Raw genomic sequence first — 20,034 nt, 5'->3', positions numbered from 1 at the left:
GCGCCTCCGCGCCTCCGCGCCTCCGCGCCTCCGCGCCTCCGCGCCTCCGCGCCTCCGCGCCTCCGCGCCTCCGCGCCTCCGCGCCTCCGCGCCTCCGCGCCTCCGCCCCGCGCGGCTGTGGTGCGCGCCCCCGTGCTCCGCGCCTCCGTGCTGCGTGCCCGTGCTGCGGGCCTTCCGGGCTGGTCCGGTGCCGCTCGCGATTCGCCGCGGGCCGCGGACGGCACCACTCCGATCGCCGCGGGCCGCGGACGGCACTACGCCGATCAGACCCGCGCTGCTCACCACGGCGCGGAATGTCCTTCTCTCGGCCATCAAGCGCCCGGTTGTCGGCCCAGCGCCTCTGACTCCCGGTGACCGAGCGAACGCGAGTGGTCATGAGCACCGTTCGGGGGTCGCGGAGGCAGCGGGGCAGGTAGAGCCTCGTCCCCCTGGCGTGGGGGAACCGGCCGCCGAGGCCGGGCACGCCGTGCCCGGGGGGCAGCCATGGGGACGTCCGTTGCAGCACCACCGTCACACCTCGAAGAGGTAATGACCCACATCGCGCAGCCACAGCCCGCCGCGCCGCTCTGGCTGATCGTGTGTACCGCGCTGGTGGCGGTCGGCCTGGTCGGCACCTCGGTTCTCCTCCGGTGGCTGATGCTCGCCGGCCACGAGGGTGCCCACGCGATGATGGGCGACTGGACCGGCACCGTGGTCAGCGTCACGATCAACAGCCGTAGCGGCGAGACGCTGGTCAAGGCCGACTGGTTCGGCAGCCTGCTGACCGGGTTCGTCGGATACGTCGGCCCGTCGTCGTTCGGGCTGCTCGGGGCGGCCTTCCTCGATCACGACCACCCGGTGGCGGCGCTCTGGCTGACGATCGTGCTGCTGGGCGCACTGCTGTGGAAGACCGTGAACCCGTACGGGCTGTTCGCGATGGCCACCCTCGCCGGACTCCTGCTGATCGTGGCGTGGTCGGCCTCGGTGTGGATCCAGACGGCGGTGGCGTACCTCCTCGTCTGGTCGCTGCTCGTGGTCGGGTTCGAGGACGTGAGGACGCTCTCGGTGCGGTCCGACCACACGATCCTGCGCAAGATCACCTGGGTCCCGGCGACGATCTGGGCGTTCCTGCACCTGGTGCTGGCCGCGATCGCGCTGCTCGTCGGCGGGCGGATGCTGCTGACGGACTGAGTGGCGCCGGTCACACGCGTATCAGGACGGGTCTTCGGCGGTCTGTTCCGGTGAGCACGTCATCGGAGGGGAAAACGTCATGGGATACCGAGTCAATTTCGGATTGCGGCTACTGGCCGTCGCTGCCATCGTCGGCCTGGTCGTCTGGGGTGCCAGCGCGGCCGAGATCGCCGCGCCGAAGGGCCTGAAGACCGCGTTCGGCGCGCTGACCGGCGGATCGCCGGCCAAGGCCGCCGAGCCGACCGCCAAACCGACCACAGCACCGACCGCAACCACCAGCGCCGGCACCGGCAGCACCACCGCCGGCACCAGCACCACGGCCACCGGAACCGCCACCCCCGGCGCGACGGCCACCACCGCCGACCCGGCCGCCACCGTCCGCCCGTTCATGGCGACGGTCACCAACACCTGCGTACCGGACCCGTCGCTGCCGAAGACCTACTACGCGGGACGGAACTGCGACGACCCCGACCTGCGCTACACCAAGTACCTGGTCTCGCTCTCGAACGAGGTCTACCACGTGGTCGGCTACCAGCCGAAGATGGTGCAGCTCGGTGAGGAGACCTGCGGCGAGCTGGCCGACTACGACCAGGCCCGGGTCATGATGGACGTCACGCAGTGGCTGGTCGCCGAGCAGAACCCGACCAAGCCTCGCCAGGCCGCCCTCAGCGTCCTGAACGCCGCCACCAAGAACCTCTGCCCCACGCTCCGCACGAAGGTCACGATCGCCTGACCTCGCACCACCGCGAAAGGCGCGCCGGTCACCGGCGCGCCTTTCGCGCGTCTCAGGCGGGTAGCCCGCGTGCCGATGGGGCTGGCATGACGACGGACGGCGGCGACCCGCTCGATGCCGCCGCCCGGGCCGGTGTTCTCCGCTACCTGCTCGAACAGGCGTCGGACGCCGAGGTCGTGGCCCCTCGCCGAGAACGGCCTGCTCGTCCCGTTGCCGGACTCGATCGAACTCGGCCCGACCCACCGCACGCTGAGTGGCCACGTCTCGCCGCTGGAGATCATCGCGCAGCCCGACATGGTGCGGGTGATCGACGCCTGGCGCCGGGCCAAGGAACACGGCGCGGCCAGCACCGACATCAACCTCGTCGACGACCCGGACGCCGACACCCGGCTGCATCTCGTCGACGTGTCCGAGTCGCACGGCGTGATGATCGGGGTGCTGGCCGGCTCCGCCCGCCGCAGCGACGGACCTTCGGTCACCCGTCATTACCAGCCCCGACGTGCGGCGGTACGGAAGGACTCGACCTCCCGGTTCGTCGAGGTGGATCCCGCGTTCACGCGCATCCTCGGCTGGGAGCCGGCCGAGGTGCTCGACGTCCGGGCGATCGCGCTGCTCGGTTCGCCCCGCGCCACCACGGTCGACGCGCAACTGAGCTCGGTCCTGCCGGTCGACCGTCCGGCGCTGGAGGCCGCGCTCACCGCCGCGCTCACCGCCGTGCTCGACGGCGAGGCCGTCGACCTGGAGGTCTGGACGCGCCGGGCCCGCCGCTGCCATCTGCGGCTCCGGCCGATCCACGGCCCTTCGGACGACGTGACCGGCGCCGTCGTGAGCGTCACCGACGTCACCGAGGACGCCCGGCTGCGGGACGAACTGCGCCGCCGGGCGACCTACGACGCGCTGACGCAGTGCCTCAACCGGGCCGCGATCCTCGACGCGCTCGGGGAAGCGCTGGCCACCGGGGAGTCGGGGACCTCCGTGGTGTTCTTCGACATCGATCACTTCAAGGAGATCAACGACGAGCGCGGCCGGGACGACGCCGCCGGCGTGGCCCAGCGGCTCGCGGACGCCGTCCAGACGCCGCTGAACCGGCCGGTACCGAGCTGACGCCGAAGCCAGCCTGGTCAGCCACCGACGTCGACGCGGACGTCCTGATCGACCGCGCCGACGTCGCCATGTACGAATCGAAGCGCCACCGCCGCGGCCGCCCCGTCCTAGCTCGTGATGTAGCCGACTAGCTGCTCTTTCTCCGTCTCCAGCTCGGCGATCGTCGACTTCACCACGTCGCCGATGCTCACCAGGCCGACGAGCCGGCCCTCGTCGACCACCGGGAGGTGCCGGATGCGCCGGTCGGTCATCGTCTGGCGGACGCGTGCGACGTCGTCGGTGCTCCGGCACGTGTAGACGTCGACGGTCATGATCGACGAGACGGTCTGTTCCAGGAGCGCGGCGCCGTGCTCGTGCAACCGCCGCACGATGTCGCGTTCGGACACGATCCCGGCGATCGTCTCGCCGTCGTTCGAGACGACGAGCGCCCCGAAGTTGTGCTCCGCGAGCTGAGCCAGCAGCCCGCGGACGGTTTCCTCCGGACGGACGGTCGCCACCGAGTCACCACTGGACTTGCTGCGAAGAACATTGTTGATCAGCATCGGACATCGCTCCCAACGCAGGTTGGTGGGTGTCGGGTCCAGAGTTCCAATTCGCGACTTCTCACGTCAAGGGGTATGGATCGCCCCTTCGGTAAGCCGTCCGGCCTAAACAACTTATGCCCGTATATGCGGGTATTGTGCCCGTATGGAGGAGGGGCGTGGCCTGCGGACGCGACTACGCGTCGGCCGCTGGCGCGCTGCCGTGCTCACGTCCGGGGTCGTCCTCGCGGTCGCGGTGGCCTCGTCGCTGTTCGCCGCGCACCTGAGCAACCGCACCCGTGACCAGGAGGCCCGCTCCCAGACCGCGGCCGCCGCCGGCAAGCTCGAACGCCAGGTCGATCACTACGTGGAAGCGCTGCGCGGGGTCGCGGCCTGGATCCGGACCGACGGCTGGCCGGGCCGGACCGACTACCGCCGGTTCGCGGACGCGGCCGCGGTGCGCGACCGGTACCCCGGGATCCAGGTGATCGGTGCGGCGCAGCTGGTGGCCCCCGGGCGGTCGGCGGTGTTCACGGCGGGGGCGGAGGCCGACGCGGCCCGGGTGGGCCTCGGCTACCCGCGGTTGCGGATCCACCCCGAGTCCGCCGGGGAAACCCTGCCGATCACCTACCTCGACCCGGTCGGCGGCAACCAGGCCGCGCTCGGGTTCGACTTCCTCAGTGAACCCCGGCGCCGCGCCGCCGTGCTCGCGGCCCGTGACCAGGGCGTTCCCCGGCTCACCGCGCCGGTGACGCTGGTGCAGGAGACCGGCCGGCAGCGCGGCGCGCTGATGATGGTGCCGGTCTACTCGACGGCGACCACGCCGGCCACGGTCGGCGAGCGCCGGGCGGCGTTCACCGGGGTCGTCTACGCCGCGTTCCGCCTGGGCGACCTGATCCGCGCCGCGCTGGGCCCGGATGCCGGCCACCTCTGGCTGCAGGACTCCGGCGTCGCGTTGTACGGCCGGCGGGCCGCACCGGCCGGTTCCGAGAGCGTCACGCTCTCGATGGAGGGGCGGCGGTGGCTGGTCCGGTTCGACGCCCGGCCCGACCTCGGCCCGGTCGCCCGGTACGGGCCGCTCGCGCTCGCGCTCGGCGGTGCTGCTCTCGCGCTGCTCTGCGGCGCGCTGCTCCTCGCGCTGACCGCGGGCCGAGACCTGGCCCGCGCGCTCGCGGTCTCGATGACCGCCGAGCTCCGCTCGGTCACCGACACCGCCACCGACGCGATCGTCACGGTCGACGCCCAGGGCAACGTGACGGCCTGGAACCGCGGCGCCGCCCACATGTTCGGCCTCGAACCCGCGGCGATCCTCGGCGCGCCGCTCGACCGGGTCCTCCCCGGTGGCCTGGACGCGCTGATCAAGCGCACGGACCTGCCCGGCCCGCACCCCGACCCCACCCTCGAGCTCGACGCCACCCGCGCCGACGGCACCGTGCTGCACGTCGAGGCGTCGGTCTCGACCTGGGACAGCCCGCGTGGGGTGTTCGCCACCGCGATCCTCCGCGACGTCACCGAGCGGCGCCGCGCCGAGGTCGAGATCCGCCGGACGAACGACCTGCTCGAAGGCGTCCTGCGGGGCGCCACCGAGTGCGCGATCATCGGCTGCGACGAGTCCGGCGTCCTCACGGTCTTCAACGAGGGTGCGCACCGCATGCTCGGCTACCGGGCCGAGGAGGTGATCGGCAAGAACGTCCTCAGCGTGCTGCACGACCCCGACGAGCTGACCGCGGTGGCCTGGGAGCTGGGCGTCGACGGCCGGGAAGACGTGTTCCCCACGCTGCTCGGCGACGGTCTGCCGAGCACCCGCGAGTGGACCTACCTCCGGGCCGACGGCTACAAGGTCCCGGTCCTCCTCACCGTCACGTCCCTGCGTGGCGACGACGGCACCGTCCAGGGGCACATCGGCATCGCGTTCGACCTCACCGAGGCGCACCGGCTGGAGCGCGAGCGGGCCCGCCTGGCGAACCGGTTCAAGCAGTACGTCGACTGTTCCGGGGAGGGCATCTACGGCCTCGACCTGGACGGGCGCATCACGTTCGTCAACGCGCACGCCGCCCAGTCGCTCGGCTGGACCGTCGACGAGCTCCTCGGGCGGCACGCGCACGAGGTCATGCACCACCGGCGCGCGGACGGGGCGTTCTACCCGGTCGAGGACTGCCCGATCCACCGGACGATCCGGGAGGGCAGCACCAACCGCGTCGACACCGAGGTCTTCTGGCGTCGCGACGGCTCGTCGGTGCCGGTCGAGTACGTGGCGGCGCCGCTGCACCGGGACGGCACGACCGAGGGCGCGGTGGTGACGTTCTCCGACATCACCGCCCGGAAGAAGCTCGAGCAGGCGCTCCGGGACGCGGTCGCGTCCGAGCGCGAGGCGGCCGGTCACCTCCGCGAGATCGACCAGGTCCGCACCGACCTGGTCTCGACCGTGTCGCACGAGCTCCGGACGCCGCTGACCAGCCTCTCCGGGTATCTCGAGGTGCTGCTGGACGGTGACGTCGGCCCGATCACGAGCGAGCAGGCGAAGATGGTCGAGGTCGCTCACCGCAACGCCCAGCGCCTGTTGCTGCTGGTCGAAGACCTGATGATGCTGTCCCGCATCGATGCGGGCGCCTTCCGGATCAAACAGGACGACGTCGACCTCGGCCGGCTGCTCACCGCGGCCGTCGCCACGGTGACACCGCTCGCGGCGGGCCGCGGCCTGACGCTGGAATCCGACGTCCCGGAGGATCTCGGCGTCGTCCGCGGCGATGCCGGGAACCTCGACCGGGTGCTTCTCAACCTGCTCACGAACGCGGTGAAGTTCACCCCGGAGGGCGGCGCGGTCACGGTCAGCGGGCGACGGCAGGATCACGAGGTCGTCGTCACGATCCGCGACACCGGCATCGGCGTACCGGACGACGAGCAGGACCGCCTGTTCGACCGGTTCTTCAAGTCGTCGAACGCGATGGACGAGGCGATCCAGGGCACCGGCCTGGGGCTGTCGATCGCCAAGACGATCGTCGAGCGCCACGGCGGACGGATCAGCGCGGTCTCGGCCGTGGGTGAGGGCACCACGATGACCGTGACGCTTCCGGCGCACTCCACGGTCCCGGTCGGTGGCTGAGACCCGCTAGGACTCCAGGCGGACGACCGCACCCGCACCGAGCCCGAGACGCTCGGCCGCGCTGCCCTGGTTCACCGAGATCGCGGCCCGCCCGGTCGAGTCGATCAGCAGGATCAGCTCCCCGGGCGGCACGTCGCCGAACGTGTCTCCGCGAGGCACGACGATCGGCTGCTGATCGGCGTCCGTAAGAAAGACGGGAGAGCCGAGTGGGGCCAGGTCGGTCGCCGTGGCGGCCAGTTGCAGCGAGCCGAACCGGTCGACGGACCGGACCTCGGTCTCGAGCCAGGCCTCTCCGGCCTCGGTGCTGAACACCGCCAGGCGGGTGAGCGACCCCGGATCCACCGCCGGCCCGAGCTCGGCGAGCCGGGCACCGGTCGCCAGCCGCGCCGCCGCGGGCATGAAGAGGTCGCGGCCGTGGAACGTCCGCGCGGTCGTCTCGTCGAGCAACTCGACCGCCGCGGTCACTCCGCCGAGTGCGTCGGCCGCGGGCAGCAGCAACCCGTTGTCGGGCCCGACGAACAGCCCGCCCGCCGTCTCGGCCGCGATCGCCCGCCGGGCCGTGCCCACCCCGGGATCGACGACCCCGACGTGCACGGTCCCCTCCGGCAGGTACGGCACCGCGTCGGCCAGAACCGACGCTCCGCGTCGAACGTCGGCCAACGGCACGAGGTGGGTGACGTCGATGATGCGGACGCCCGGCGCCGCGCGCAGTGCGACGCCGTGGCAGACCGCGACGAACGCATCGGACAGGCCGTAGTCCGTGGTGAACGAGATGTGCCGCACGCGAGGACTCTCGCACGCCCCCGATCGGCGGGCGCATGCACGGGTGTTTCCCGGGTACCTCACCGCCCATGGCTGACGTGACCGCGCACCACGGGATTTTCAAGGACACCAAGCTCCACGTCGACGATTACGGCGGACCGGGTCGTCCGGTGGTGCTGCTGCACGGCTGGCCGTTGTCCGGGGAGGCGTTCGCGGGGAACGTCCCGGCGGTGACCGCGGCCGGGTACCGGGCCGTGACGTACGACCGGCGCGGGTTCGGGCGCAGCGACAAGACGCTGACCGGCTACGGGTACGACACGCTCACCGAAGACCTCCACACGGTGCTCGAGGCGCTGGATCTGCGCGACGTCACGCTCGTCGGGTTCTCGATGGGTGGGGGAGAGGTCGCGCGGTACTTCACGAAGTACGGGTCGGAGCGGGTGCACAGCGTGGTGTTCGCGTCGGCGGTGCCGCCGTACCTGGCCAAGACGTCCGACAACCCGGACGGGCCGCTGCCGCGCTCCGAGGCGCTGAAACTCAGCAGCGGGCTGGCGGCGAACCAGGACAAGTTCTACGACCGGTTCATCACCGACTTCTTCTCGGCGAACGGGGTACTGGCGGTGACCGAGGCGCAGCGTCAGGAAGCGCTGGCGCTGACCGCTCAGGCCAGCAAGACCGCGGCGCTGGAGAGCATGACGTCGTGGGGGAACACCGATTTCCGGGAGGATCTCCCGAAAGTGTCGGTGCCCGCGCTGGTGCTTCACGGCGACGCGGACGCGACCGTGCCGTACGAGGGCTCCGGTCAGCGCACACTTCAGGCCGTGCCCCAGGGCTCAGTGCACCTGATCGCCGGCGGGCCCCACGGCGTCAACGTGAGCCACGCCGACGAGTGGAACCAGGCGCTGGTGCGGTTCCTGGCGAAGTAGAGCCCGCCGTGGAGGGGTAAGGGCGGCCCCGCCCTCCGGTGGGGCCGCCCTTCGGCGCCGGCTCGGCGTTCACGCCTCGGGGCTCAGCACACCGGCCCAGCAGACGGGGTTCAGGCCTCGGACTCGAGGGGCTCGCGGAGGATTCTCGGGAGGTAGACGGCTCCTGGGCCGGCCGGTGCGGCCCGGTCGTCCGGGTTGGACAGCCGGCAGCGCTGCAGCGAGAGGCACCCGCACCCGATGCACGAGTCCAGCCCGTCCCGCAGTGCCATCAGCGCGGTGATCTGATCGTCCAGCCGGCTCCGCCAGTTCCGCGACAGCCGCGTCCAGTCGGCCCGCGTCGGCGTGCGCCCGGCGGGCAGCGCCGCCAGCGCGTCCCGGATCTCCTCCAGGCTCAGCCCGACGTGCCGCGCCGCCCGGATGAACGCCAGCCGCCGCAGCACCGACCGGTGGTACCGCCGTTGATTCCCGGTGGTTCTGGTCGTGTCGAGCAACCCGACCCGCTCGTAGTACCGCAGCGCCGAGGGGGCGTGCCCACTGCGGTGCGACACCTCGCCCATCGTCAAGAGGTCGGACAACGGTCCTCCAAAAGCTTGACCTGAAGTCAACTTCACTTTTTACCGTACCGGCATGCCCAACGCACTCATCACCGGCGCGTCCCGCGGCTTCGGCCGCGCCAGCGCGCTCGCGCTCGCATCCCTCGGCTGGGACCTCGTCGTCGACGGCCGCGACCCGATCGCCCTCGACCGGACCGTCGCCGAACTCCGGAGCCGCGGCGGCCCCGGAACCCAGGTCCTGGCCGTGCCCGGCGACGTCTCCGACCCCCAGCACCGCGCGGTGCTCGCCCGCGTCGCCGGCCCGCTCGGCTCGCTGGACCTGCTGGTCAACAACGCGAGCGCACTCGGCCCGATGCCGACACTGCCGGAGTACCGGCTGGACGCCTTCGCAGGCGTCCTCGCGGTCAACGTCCTCGCCCCGCTCGGCCTGACCCAGCTCCTGCTGCCCTCGCTCGTCGACGCCCGGGGCACGGTCGTCAACCTCAGCTCGGACGCCGCCGTCGAGGCGTACCCGAACTGGGGCGGCTACGGCGCCAGCAAGGCGGCGCTCGACCACCTCAGCGCGGTGCTCGCGGTCGAGTGCTCCGACGTCCGGGTGTACGCGTTCGACCCGGGGGACATGCGGACCGCGATGCACCAGGAGGCGTTCCCGGGAGACGACATCTCCGACCGTCCGGAACCGGAGACGGTGGTGCCCGCGCTGCTGCGGCTGATCGGTGAGCGTCCGCCGAGCGGGCGGTACCGGGCGTCGGACCTGCTGACCGGGGCGGGAGCGTGAGGAGCCCCCGGACGGTGTTCAGTCTGCCCCCGGACGCCGAGGCGACCTCGCCGCCGGAAGCGTCCGGTCTGGCCCGGGACGGGGTGCGGCTGCTCGTCGCCTCGCCGCACGGGCTGACCTCCACCCGGTTCGCCGCCCTGCCCGACTTCCTGGCGCCCGGTGACCTGGTCGTGGTGAACACCTCGGCGACGCTGCCGGCCGCGGTCGACGCCCGTCGCGCCGACGGCACCCCGGTCGTCGTCCACTTCTCGTCCCCGGCCCGGTCGGCGAGCGCCTGGATCGTCGAACTGCGGGCTCCGGACGCCTCCGGGCCGGTCCTCTCCGCCGCGGTGGGCGAACGCGTCGCGTTGCCGGACGGCGCCTGGCTCCGGCTCCGCGAGCCCGCCGGCGCCCACGCCGACGGCGTCCGGCTCTGGTCCGCCGACGTCGCGCTGGAAGGCCCGGTCGAAGCCTGGCTGAGCCGCCACGGTCGTCCGATCACCTACGGCTACCTGCGCGGACGCTGGCCCCTGACCGACTACCAGCCGGTGTTCGCCCGCGATCCGGGCAGCGCCGAGATGGCCAGCGCCGGGCGTCCGTTCAGTGATCGCCTGGTGACCGACCTGGTCACCCGAGGCGTCGGCGTCGCCCCGGTGCGGTTGCACACCGGGGTCTCGTCCCAGGAGACCGGAGAACCACCGCAGACCGAACGGTTCCGGGTGCCGGAGACCACCGCGCGCCAGGTCGAACTGGCCCGCCGGACCGGCGGCCGGATCGTCGCGGTCGGTACGACGGTCACCCGCGCGCTGGAGAGCGCCGTCGATTCCTCCGGCCGGGTGACCGCGGCCGAGGGCTGGACCGACCTCGTGATCGGGCCCGATCATCCGGCCCGGGTCGTGACCGGCCTGGTCACCGGGTGGCACACGCCGGACGCGTCGCACCTGCTGCTGCTCGAGGCGGTCGCCGGCCCGGACCTGGTCCAGTCGGCCTACCGGGCCGCGGTCGCCGAGCACTACCGCTGGCACGAGTTCGGCGACAGTTGCCTGCTCCTACCGTGACACCCGGGTGCCCCGTGCGGACTTCTTCACCTCGTACATCGCCTGGTCGGCGACGCTCAGCAGCGCCTCCGAGCCCAGCCCGCGGCCGACCCCGATCCCGACGCTCGATCCGATCGTCAGCCGATGCCCGGCGGCGTCGATCGGTTCCCGCAGCAGGTCCCGGAACCGCTCCACGACCACCTCCGCGTCGGCCCGCGTCGCCCGCGGCAGCACCACCGCGAACTCGTCCCCGCCCAGCCGCGCCGGGGTGTCTCCGGCGCGGCTGCTGCTGCGCAGCCGCGCCGCCACCTCGACCAGCACGTCGTCGCCGGCCGGGTGACCGTAAACGTCGTTGACCGGCTTGAAGTCGTCCAGATCGACGAGGAGCAGCGCGCACTGCCCGGCGGCGGCCGCGTTCAGGCGCTCGGTGAACAGGGCCCGGTTCGGCAGACCGGTGAGCGGGTCGTGCGTGGCTTCGTGCTGCAGCTGGTCGCGGAAACGCCGGGCCTCGGTGACGTCACGGGCGTTGCACACGACCCCGTTGACGCCCGGCGTTTCGAGCAGGTTCGTGCTCGCACCGTCCAGCCAGCGCCAGCCGCCGTCCGCATGCCGGTACCGGGCCGAGACCGTGGTCGTCCCGCCCGGGCGGGACGACAGCTCGGCGAACGCCGCCCGGGCCGCGTCCCGGTCGTCCGGGTGCACCAGTTCGTCCAGCGGCTTGCCCACCACCTGCGAGAACGGGATCCCCAGCACGCGCTCGACGGCCGGGCTCGCGAACCGGATCCGCCCGTCGGCGTTCAGCACCAGCGTGATGTCGGTCGAGTGCTGCAGCAGCGACCGGTACCACCGCTCGTTCTCGCCGAGCTGCGAGAACGCGTCCACCTGCCGCACGGTCACGAGCAGGCTGATCACCAGCACGGCCAGCAGAACGCCCCAGGCCTTGGGCCCGGCGCTCGCGGGCAGCACCACGCCGAGCGTGAGCACCGCGGCGATCGTCGCGATGTACGGCAACGCGTTGCGCGAGCGCCGGACGTCCCGGACCGGCCACGGGCGGCCGTGCTGTACCTCGAGCTCCTGCATCCGGAAGCCGCAGAGGATCGACAGCGTCGCCAGCACCTGCAGCGAGAGCGCGACCCCGAGGTGTTGCCCGGTCTGCAGCACGCCGGTGAGGAAGATTCCGACGCCCTGCAGCGCGGCGGCCGCCACGCAGGGCAGCGCGGCCGTCCGGCTCAGCGGTGCGGTCGGGCTGTACAGCAGTTTGGTCGCCGCGAACGTGGCGAGCAGCACCAGACCGGCCGCGATCAGCCCGGTCGCTCCGTCGACGTCGGGTCCTGCGGCCAGCGCCCAGGCCAGCGCGGCGCCTCCGACCAGCACCGTCGCCGCATCCAGCCAGAACCGCAGCCGTTCCCGGCCCCGGCCGATAGCGGTCGGATAGAACATCAGCACGACGACCGCGGCGAGCGCCCCGACGATGAACGCGGCCATCTGCACCGGCCCGCCGTTCACCGCGGCCGGCCCCGGGTCGACGACGGTCACGACGACCTGCGAGACGTCACCGAACGCGAAACAGGCGGCGGCGAACGTCATCACTCGGTAGAACCGGCGCACTGCCGGGGGCAAAGCCGGCCGGCGGGCGATCCGGAACACCACGCCGGTGAAGGACACGTCGAACGCCATCTGCGCGACCCAGCCCAGCTGGGTACGCCAGGTCGGGTGCCCGGGGTCGACGAGCAGCCAGGTGACCACGAGGAGGCCGAACGCGAGGACGCCGAACAGCATCGGGTCGCGGTAGACCGCACCCGGTGCTCCCGCGTTGCGCCTGCTCACCTCGACACCGTCTCCTGTTCGCGGTCCTCAGCCTCCCATCGGTCAACGGTTCCGTTGGTTGAGACGTGCCGCCCGGTCGTCACGCCGCGGCTCGTGCAGCCGCGGCCCGGCGCGCCCGCAGGAGCCACCACCACGCGCTGAGCGCCGCGCCGACGCTCCCGCCCAGGACGAGGACAGCCAACACCCGCGCGACCGGCCCTGGCCACGGCACCGGCGCAACGGCGTGGGCGAACACGTCGTAGTCGGGCAGCCCGCCCAGCAGCGCCAGGCACGCGCCGGCGAACGCGACCGCGAACGGCCCCGCGTCCGCACCCCCCAGCGCGAGCACCGCGGCGGACAGCGCCGCCACCCCGACCAGCACCCCGACGCCCTGCCCGGTGAGCAGGGCGGTCAGCACCCCGATCCCGGTCGCGCCCTCGACGAGCGTCCGGCCCACGGCGTCGGTGAGTTCGGCCAGCGCGGCCACCCCCAGGGCCGCCGCCACGATCCGGCGCGCGGCCGGACGTCCGCCCCGGAAGTAGGTGAGGGCGAACAGGCCCGCGGCCACGAGCCCGGCCCCGGCCCACCACAGCGGGGTGGCCGGTGGGGCCTCGTAGTCGAGCGTGCCGGTGACGACGGTCGCGGTACCGGCGACCAGCAGGTCGATCTTCCAGGTCGAGATCCGGTGGGCCGAGGAGGGATCGGCGGCGACGATCGGCGGCGGGCTGCCGCTCACCCAGCGGTTGCGCTGGTCGTGCCAGCGGATCTTCGGCGTCGAGGCCACCTTCTGCCACTGCGGCTCGGCCGCGGTGTCGACGTGCGCGGAGGCCGGTGCCTTGCTCGTGCCGTCGGCGGTCGCGTTGATCCAGGTCGCCGGTGAGCGGGTGTTCGTGAAGACGCCCGCCGGCGTGACCTTCAGGTAGGGCTCGCCGGAGTACCCGCTGACCACGACGTCCTGATCGGTGTGGTTGCGGAGCTCCAGACGCGCGCCGTTCTCGACGACGCGGATCGTGAGGCCTTCGGTCTCGGGGGTGATCGCGGTGATCGCCGACCGGTAATCGCTCGCGCCGGGCTTCGCGTCGGCGCCGTGGGCCTGCGCCGGGGCGGCAGTGATCGTCAGCACGGCGACGACCAGCGCGAGGAGTGCGGCGGCACGGGAGGTTCGGAGCATGTTCTGAATTCTCCCTCCCGGGTGCTGAACCGTCCGCCGTGGTGCGCCGTTCTGGAAAGCGTGGGCACCTCCGAAGCCCACCCGGGTGCGCCGGACTCAGGAGAAAGCAATGCGACGACAAGGTCGGTCAGGATGGACTTTGGGCGTGGTTGTCGGTGGTGTCGCGCTCGCGCTGACCGGCGCGGCGATGGTGGGTGTCTCGTCGGCGAGTGAACGGCCTGAGGCGTCTTCGTCGTCGGTCGGCACGATTACCTGCCCGGACGTCGAGAGTCAGCTGCCCGCAGATATTCCGGCGTCGGCGCAAGCCGAGGTCGACCGCAATCTGACGTTGCTGCAGACGCAGATTTCGGAAGCGCAGAACCGATTGGAGACCACGGTCGGGCAAGGCGGAAAGAACTTCGTGCAGAACGCGATCCTCGGCCCGCTCGCGGACAAGCGAAAGTCCACGATCGACCGGATCGCGATTTCGATCGGCCGCCAGGGCACGAAGCCGGACCTGCCTGCCGACGAGCTGTCGGTCTGTGTCGTCGACAAGGACGGTGGCGCCGCACCGGCGCCCGAGACCACGGCGCCCGCGGCGCCGGAAACTTCAGCACCGGCTGCAGGCGATGCGGACAACGGGAGCGAGGCTGCTGGTCAGCAGATCTCGTGCCCGGACGTGGAGAGCGAGCTGCCGGCGATCCCGGCCCAGGCACAGGCGGAGGTGGAGCGCAATCTGGCGTTACTGCAGACGCAGATCAACGAGGCCGACAACCGACTCGTGACATCTGCTGGTGAAGGAGGTCCCAACTTCGTTCAGAACGCGATCCTCGGCCCTCTCGCCGGCAAACGAGCCAGCACCATCGACCGTATCCAGATCTCGATCGGTCGGCACGCCGAGCGGCCCCAGTTGGACGTCGCCGCGTTGTCGGTCTGCAAGCTCGCCTGAGTTCGGAGTGCGGTTACGCGGTCTGTGGCGGTCCGCGTAATACCGATCCCGGTTAACCGGACTCAGGCCACCAAGGGAGCATCGCCAGTTACCCCGCTGGCGGTGCTCCCTTTTTTGTGAATACGACTGACTCATTTCTTTTGTGGTTCCGGCGACCCCTTATTCGTTAATTCGGAATTGCTGAACCTCTTCCGGAACGGCCCCGTGGTGAATGGCGTGGGCGCACGAAGCCCCTTCCGGGTGCATCTATAGGGAGAGCCGAATGCGAAAACGAGCAGGACGGTCCGGCTGGGCGATCGGGGCAGCCGTTGGTGGCACCGCGATTGCATTGACCGCGGCAGCGATGGTCGGCGTCTCGTCGGCGAACATGCGGGGAGACGCGCCGGCTGAGTCGGCGGCGGTCGAGCAGGTCGTCTGCCCGGACGTCGCGAGTGAGCTGACCGCGGTACCCGCGGATGCGGTCGAGGCGGTAGCCGGTGACGTGGCTCTGCTGGAGTCGCAGATCGCCCAGGCGCAGCAGCAGGTCGCGCCGGCGGCGGACGCGGGCGCGGCCGAGAAGGACAAGGGTGGTTCGAAGCACTCGAAGCACAAGTTCTCGTGGGTGCACAAGGCGCACCAGGCCAAGAAGGCGCACAAGGGCAAGCGGGACGCCGCCGACCGCGCGGCCGTCGACATGGGCGCCGCTGCGGACGACGCGGCTGCGGACGATGCCGCTGCGGCGGACGACGCTGCCGCCGAGGATGCGGCCGCTGCTGACAAGGGCGCGGCGGCTGACAAGGGTGCGGCTGCGGACAAGGGCGCGGCAGCTGACAAGGGTGCGGCTGCGGACAAGGGCGCCGCGGCGGACGACGCTGCGGCTGCGGATGACGCTGCTGCCGACGATGCCGCTGCTGCTGACAAGGGTGCTGCTGCGGACGACGCCGCGGCCGACGACGCGGCTGGTGCGGATGGGGCCGACGCCGACCAGGCGGCGATCCTCGAAGCTCTGGCGGCCGACCGGGTCACGGTGATCCAGCGCATCGAGAAGACGATCACCGACGCCGGCGTGAAGGTGGACCTGGACGATGCGACGCTCTCGACCTGTGCGGTCCAGGGTGCCGACGACGCCGCGGCCACCGACGACCCGTCCGCGACGGACGATGCCGCTTCTGCTGACGCTGCTGCTACGGATGACGCTGCGGCTGCGGACGATGCTGCTGCTGCGGACGATGCTGCTGCTTCGGACGACGCCAGCGCGACCGACGACGCCGCGACCGACGACGCCGCGGCTGCGGACGACCCCGACGCGACGGAATCCGCCGACGCGAACGAGTCGGCCGACGCTGACGCGGGTGCCGGTGCGATCCAGTGCGGCAACCTGGCCGACCACGTCAACCTGGACGACGTCCCGGCCGACGCCCAGGCCACCGTCGACGCCAACACCGAGAAGCTCGCCGCCGTCGAGGCCGCCGCGAACGACGCGGTAGCCGCCGAAAACGACGCCGACGCGCAGGCGAACGCACTCGGCGCCCTGGCCGTCCAGCGGGTCGCGATCATCGTCAACACCGGCCTGACGATCGCCCAGGCCCTCGGTGCGGACGACCTCGAAGCGGCTCTGGGTCAGGTCGACCAGGTCACCCCGCAGATCGTCTCGGACTGCACACTCGCCTGAGTCGGCCGGAGGTTCGCGGATCCCCCTCGACCGGGTGGGCCTTCGTCGAGGAGCGGATCCGCGAGCCGGTGCCGGATGAACCGGACGACGCGGTCTGTGGCGGCCCGCGTCGTCCGCGAGTTCCGGCGGCCGACTCAGGTGGCCTGAGGGTGCACCGCCGGCCGGGGAAGCCGGCGGTGCACCCCATTCACGCCGAAGCGGCGCGGAGGAGATCCTCCGCGCCGCTTCGGCGTTCGCTGATGAAGTGCTCGAGTAAGGCGCGACCCCGCCGGTTCCGGGCGGACGGGGCCGCGCGAGACAAATATTGGCCCCTCGGGGGTGGTCCCGCCGATACCTGGCGGTGTTGAACGTATCCACAGCAGTGTCTCGTGAGGACACCCGCGCCGCTATAGCGCACTCCTATGTAGACCCTCAGGCGCGCCCGGATGCCAGCGGCAACGCGATCCGCGCCGCGACGCCGGTCAGACCGCCAATCCGGTCGTCAGAGCGGCCGTCGCGACCGCGAAGAACACCGCCCAGCCGACGAGCTTAGGTGACGGCGGCGGAGCCGTTGAGGAACGCGGCGACGAGCGTGATCACGACATGAGCGGCAGACACCGGACCTCCCTGATGGCGCGGATCTGCCGCCAGGACGAGCGGCTCACCCCGGACGTGACCGGCGCGCCGTCACGGTGCGACGGCGCGCTCCACGCTCTCCCGCAGGAATTCCCGGCGCCGCTCGTGGTCTCCGGAAGGTTCCTCGAAGCTCGCGGTGTAGGCGCTGCTCGACGGCGACCAGGCGCACGCCATCCCGAGCACCATCACCAGCAGGTCGGCGGGGTCACCGGCGCGCAGCCGCCCGCCCGCCTGTCTCGTCGCGATGGCCGCGAGCTTCGGAGTCGCCTCGAAGTCCCGGATCAGCAGCCCGGTCGTGCGTCGCTCGAGGCGTGACCAGGTGAGCAGACGCACGAGGTGAGGGTTGCGCAGGTTCCCGTCGTAGACCGCGACCGCCCACCCGGGCAGATCGTCGGCGTCGAACGGGATCTCGGTGGTGCTGTGCTCGATGCAGTCCGTGACCACCGCGTCGAACAGCCCGTCCTTGCTGCCGAAATACCCGTAGAGCTGAGCCTTGTTGGTGCGCGCCGCCGCGGTGATCCGATCGATCCGCGCACCGGCGATCCCTCGCTCGGCGAACTCACCGGTAGCGGCATCGAGGATGCGCCGCCTGGTCGCGGTGCCCTTGGAGGTGGTCGGAAGCACGCGGTCATCTTACAGACAGACCAGTTAGTTTGTTTTCGTCGCGCGACCCGGCTAGCCTCCGAACAGACCAACTAGTCTGTTTGGAGCACCTCATGCGCCTCACCACCGGCTGGCAGAGCACCGGCAACTCCACCGCACTCGAGCGAGTCCCGATCGAGCGCCGCGACCTGCGCGACGACGACCTCGCGGTGCGCGTCGACTACTGCGGCGTCTGCCACAGCGACCTGCACGCGATCCACGGTCTGGTCGGCAAGCCCACCGACGGGCTCGTCCCCGGCCACGAGTTCACCGGCACGGTCACCGCGGTCGGCTCCGCGGTCACGGAGTTCGCACCCGGTGACCGCGTCGCGGTCGGCACCTGCGTCGACTCGTGCGGTGTCTGCGACATGTGCCGTGCCGGACAGGAGAACTACTGCCTTCGGGGTGCGGTCAGCACCTACGGCGGGACGGACCGGATCGACGGCACGACCACGAAGGGCGGCTACAGCCGGGAGTACGTCCTGCGGTCCGATTTCGCCTACCGGCTGCCGGAGGGTCTCGAGCCGGCTGCGGCCGCGCCGCTGATGTGCGCGGGCATCACGATGTGGGAGCCGCTTCGCGCCGCCGGTGTCGGACCGGGCAGCCGGGTCGCGGTCGCCGGCCTGGGCGGTCTGGGCCATCTCGGCGTGAAGCTCGCGGCCGCACTCGGTGCCGAGGTCACGGTGCTCAGCCGGAGTCCCGGCAAGGCCGCGGACGCCGTCTCACTCGGCGCTACCGGCTTCGTGACCGAGGAACGGTTCGCGGAGGCGTTCGGCCGGTTCGACCTGATCCTGGACACGATCCCCGGGCCGCACGACCTCGCGCCGCTCCTGAGCCTGTTGGGGCTCGACGGAACGCTGTGTGTCGTCGGATATCCGCGTGAGGTGCCGGTGCAGCTCATGAACCTGACGTTCGGCCGCAAGAAGCTGACCTCGTCGGGCACCGGCGGCCGGCGGGGCACGGCCGAGATGCTGGCGTTCGCCGCCGAGCAGGGCATCACCGCGGACATCGAGTTGCTCCCGTCGGCCCGGGTCGAGGAGGCGCTCACCCGACTGGAGAAGGGCGACGTGCGGTACCGCTTCGTGCTGGACCTAGCCGACCTGGGCTGAGCTCTCGATCCCGCGCGAACGAAGGAAGCCCCAGCTCACCAGCACCGCCGCGACCGCGGTGAGCGTCAGGCCGGCGATCGTGATCGCGTCCCGGAACTCGGCGGTCTGGTGGGCGGTCCAGTGCGAGGTCGCGATGGTGCCGGTGAACAGCGCCGCGAGGATCGTGCCGGAGGCCGCGATCCCGACCCCGGTCGTGACCTCGCTGGCCGTGTCGACGAGCGCCGCGCCGATCGTCGTGCGGTTCTCGGGCAGGCCGCGGAGCACGTTGACCCCGGCGACCACCCCGACCACGCGCAGCCCGGCCGCCACCAGCACGAGGGCGATCGCGACCCACGGGTACCCGAACCGGCTCATCACGCCGTACACCGCGAGCCCGGCGACGACCGCCCCGGAGCTGAGCCAGGCCGCTCGCTCGAGCCCGACCCGCCGCACGAACGGACTGACGAACAGGCCGCCCGCGATGAGCACGAGCACCTGCGGGAGCATCCCGATCGAGGCGAGCGCGGGCGACCAGCCCCAGTCGAGCTGCAGCTGCAGCGTCGCCAGATAGCCGAGCCCGGCGATGGCGAGGCCGGCCGCGGCCTTGAACGCGAGGCCGCTCGAGACCAGCGGGTGAGCGATGAGCTTCAGGTCGAGGAGCGGGTGCGACACCGTGCGCTCGCGGACCACGAAGAGGACCGCCGCCACGACGGCCGCCGCGGTGGACGCCCACGGTTCCCACGCTCCGGTGCCTTCGTCGACGAAGAGCGTCGGCGCGACGAGAGCGAGCACGATCGTCGTCGTGCCCAGCGCCGCGCCGGCGAAGTCCACCGGATCCCGGTGCAGGTCGGCCGGGTCGTCGGCCGCGACTCCGAACCGGATGCCGACGATCGCGAGCACGGCGATCGGCACGTTCACCAGCAGCAGCACCTGCCACGGTGCGACCGCGAGCACGAAGCCGCCCGCCGTCGGGCCGATCGCGAGCCCGACCAGGCCGACGGTCGAGATGATGTTGATCGCCCGGACCCGCAGGCCGTCCTCCGCGAACAGCCGGAAGGCCAGAGCCATCGAGCCCGGGGTGGTCATCGCGGCCGCGACCCCCATGGCCGCGCGCACCGTGATGAGCTGCTCGGTCGTGGTCACGAAGGCGGTCGCCAGGCTGGCGACGCCCAGCAGGACCAGGCCGATGACCATGATCCGGCGTCGGCCGTAGCGATCGGCGACCGCGCCGAACACGAGCATCAGGCCGCCGAACACGACCGCGTAGGCGCCGGTGACCCACTGCAACGCGGTCGTGGACGCGTGCAGCTCGCGTCCGATCGTGGGGAGGGCGACGTTCAGAATCGAGTTGTCGAGCATCTCGAACAGGAAGACCGCGGAGAGCCCCGCCAGGGCTACCCACGCCTCCCGCAAGGATCGGGGTGAGCGTGTCGCTGTGGTGAGCATGCCACTAAGCTAAGTCACTA

At 71.8% G+C, this 20,034-nt stretch carries 17 protein-coding genes; 10 read left to right on the top strand and 7 right to left on the bottom strand.

Annotated elements, in window-relative coordinates:
• Positions 1 to 528: 528 nt before the first annotated feature.
• From ACIBZJ_RS14780 to ACIBZJ_RS14770, 3 genes are all read left to right on the top strand, one after another.
• Positions 529 to 1,170 carry a M50 family metallopeptidase gene (locus ACIBZJ_RS14780; RefSeq protein WP_395929553.1) on the top strand — a complete coding sequence of 214 codons (642 nt, stop codon included), beginning with the start codon at positions 529 to 531 and terminating at the stop codon, positions 1,168 to 1,170.
• 79 nt (positions 1,171 to 1,249) lie between these two features.
• A complete protein-coding gene (locus tag ACIBZJ_RS14775) occupies positions 1,250 to 1,903 on the top strand; it encodes a DUF732 domain-containing protein (RefSeq protein WP_395929551.1) in 654 nt (217 codons plus the stop codon).
• A 210-nt stretch (positions 1,904 to 2,113) separates the two neighbouring features.
• Positions 2,114 to 3,007: a diguanylate cyclase domain-containing protein gene (locus ACIBZJ_RS14770; RefSeq protein WP_395929549.1), complete on the top strand. Its 894-nt coding sequence runs from the start codon at positions 2,114 to 2,116 to the stop codon at positions 3,005 to 3,007.
• Positions 3,008 to 3,114: 107 nt separating this feature from the next.
• On the opposite strand, the gene ACIBZJ_RS14765 is transcribed toward ACIBZJ_RS14770, so the two are convergent.
• Positions 3,115 to 3,549: a CBS domain-containing protein gene (locus tag ACIBZJ_RS14765; protein WP_395929547.1), complete on the bottom strand. Its 435-nt coding sequence runs from the start codon at positions 3,547 to 3,549 to the stop codon at positions 3,115 to 3,117.
• A gap of 145 nt (positions 3,550 to 3,694) precedes the next feature.
• Here ACIBZJ_RS14765 and ACIBZJ_RS14760 point away from each other — a divergent pair, with 145 nt between their 5' ends.
• Positions 3,695 to 6,631: a PAS domain S-box protein gene (locus ACIBZJ_RS14760; RefSeq protein ID WP_395929545.1), complete on the top strand. Its 2,937-nt coding sequence runs from the start codon at positions 3,695 to 3,697 to the stop codon at positions 6,629 to 6,631.
• Between the two features lie 6 nt (positions 6,632 to 6,637).
• On the opposite strand, the gene ACIBZJ_RS14755 is transcribed toward ACIBZJ_RS14760, so the two are convergent.
• A complete protein-coding gene (locus ACIBZJ_RS14755) occupies positions 6,638 to 7,414 on the bottom strand; it encodes an S-adenosyl-l-methionine hydroxide adenosyltransferase family protein (protein WP_395929543.1) in 777 nt (258 codons plus the stop codon).
• Positions 7,415 to 7,482: 68 nt separating this feature from the next.
• Here ACIBZJ_RS14755 and ACIBZJ_RS14750 point away from each other — a divergent pair, with 68 nt between their 5' ends.
• Entirely contained in the window at positions 7,483 to 8,319 is an 837-nt protein-coding gene (locus tag ACIBZJ_RS14750) for an alpha/beta fold hydrolase (protein ID WP_395929541.1), read from the top strand.
• 110 nt (positions 8,320 to 8,429) lie between these two features.
• Here ACIBZJ_RS14750 and soxR read toward each other — a convergent pair whose 3' ends face one another.
• Complete coding sequence (gene soxR / locus ACIBZJ_RS14745) at positions 8,430 to 8,876, bottom strand: redox-sensitive transcriptional activator SoxR (RefSeq protein WP_395930224.1); 447 nt, start codon at positions 8,874 to 8,876, stop codon at positions 8,430 to 8,432.
• A gap of 70 nt (positions 8,877 to 8,946) precedes the next feature.
• Here soxR and ACIBZJ_RS14740 point away from each other — a divergent pair, with 70 nt between their 5' ends.
• Both ACIBZJ_RS14740 and ACIBZJ_RS14735 read left to right on the top strand, forming a co-directional pair.
• Positions 8,947 to 9,651, top strand: coding sequence for an SDR family NAD(P)-dependent oxidoreductase (locus ACIBZJ_RS14740; RefSeq protein ID WP_395929538.1), 705 nt, complete (start codon positions 8,947 to 8,949; stop codon positions 9,649 to 9,651).
• Positions 9,652 to 9,665: 14 nt separating this feature from the next.
• Positions 9,666 to 10,688 (top strand): S-adenosylmethionine:tRNA ribosyltransferase-isomerase, encoded by a 1,023-nt coding sequence (locus ACIBZJ_RS14735; protein WP_395929536.1) that lies wholly within the window; start codon positions 9,666 to 9,668, stop codon positions 10,686 to 10,688.
• Here the strand turns inward: ACIBZJ_RS14735 and ACIBZJ_RS14730 are convergent.
• Both ACIBZJ_RS14730 and ACIBZJ_RS14725 read right to left on the bottom strand, forming a co-directional pair.
• On the bottom strand, positions 10,680 to 12,494 hold the full coding sequence (locus ACIBZJ_RS14730; RefSeq protein WP_395929534.1) for a diguanylate cyclase domain-containing protein: 1,815 nt from the start codon (positions 12,492 to 12,494) through the stop codon (positions 10,680 to 10,682). The genes ACIBZJ_RS14735 and ACIBZJ_RS14730 overlap by 9 nt on opposite strands.
• A 79-nt stretch (positions 12,495 to 12,573) precedes the next feature.
• A complete protein-coding gene (locus tag ACIBZJ_RS14725; RefSeq protein WP_395929532.1) occupies positions 12,574 to 13,644 on the bottom strand; it encodes a hypothetical protein in 1,071 nt (356 codons plus the stop codon).
• Between the two features lie 109 nt (positions 13,645 to 13,753).
• Here ACIBZJ_RS14725 and ACIBZJ_RS14720 point away from each other — a divergent pair, with 109 nt between their 5' ends.
• Positions 13,754 to 14,572 carry a hypothetical protein gene (locus ACIBZJ_RS14720; protein ID WP_395929530.1) on the top strand — a complete coding sequence of 273 codons (819 nt, stop codon included), beginning with the start codon at positions 13,754 to 13,756 and terminating at the stop codon, positions 14,570 to 14,572.
• Between the two features lie 262 nt (positions 14,573 to 14,834).
• Positions 14,835 to 16,223 carry a hypothetical protein gene (locus ACIBZJ_RS14715; protein ID WP_395929528.1) on the top strand — a complete coding sequence of 463 codons (1,389 nt, stop codon included), beginning with the start codon at positions 14,835 to 14,837 and terminating at the stop codon, positions 16,221 to 16,223.
• Between the two features lie 666 nt (positions 16,224 to 16,889).
• Here ACIBZJ_RS14715 and ACIBZJ_RS14710 read toward each other — a convergent pair.
• Entirely contained in the window at positions 16,890 to 17,462 is a 573-nt protein-coding gene (locus tag ACIBZJ_RS14710) for a TetR family transcriptional regulator (protein WP_395929526.1), read from the bottom strand.
• A 92-nt stretch (positions 17,463 to 17,554) separates the two neighbouring features.
• Here ACIBZJ_RS14710 and ACIBZJ_RS14705 point away from each other — a divergent pair, with 92 nt between their 5' ends.
• Positions 17,555 to 18,589, top strand: a complete 1,035-nt coding sequence (locus ACIBZJ_RS14705; protein ID WP_395929524.1) for an NAD(P)-dependent alcohol dehydrogenase — start codon at positions 17,555 to 17,557, stop codon at positions 18,587 to 18,589.
• Here the strand turns inward: ACIBZJ_RS14705 and ACIBZJ_RS14700 are convergent.
• A complete protein-coding gene (locus ACIBZJ_RS14700; RefSeq protein ID WP_395929522.1) occupies positions 18,572 to 20,014 on the bottom strand; it encodes an MFS transporter in 1,443 nt (480 codons plus the stop codon). The genes ACIBZJ_RS14705 and ACIBZJ_RS14700 overlap by 18 nt on opposite strands.
• Positions 20,015 to 20,034: the final 20 nt, after the last annotated feature.

Origin of the sequence: Cryptosporangium sp. NPDC051539 (assembly GCF_044454545.1) — a bacterium.
Taxonomy (GTDB): Bacteria; Actinomycetota; Actinomycetes; order Mycobacteriales; family Cryptosporangiaceae; genus Cryptosporangium.
The sequence above is the reverse complement of the archived record's forward strand: the minus strand, read 5'-3'. Positions and strand labels throughout refer to the sequence as shown.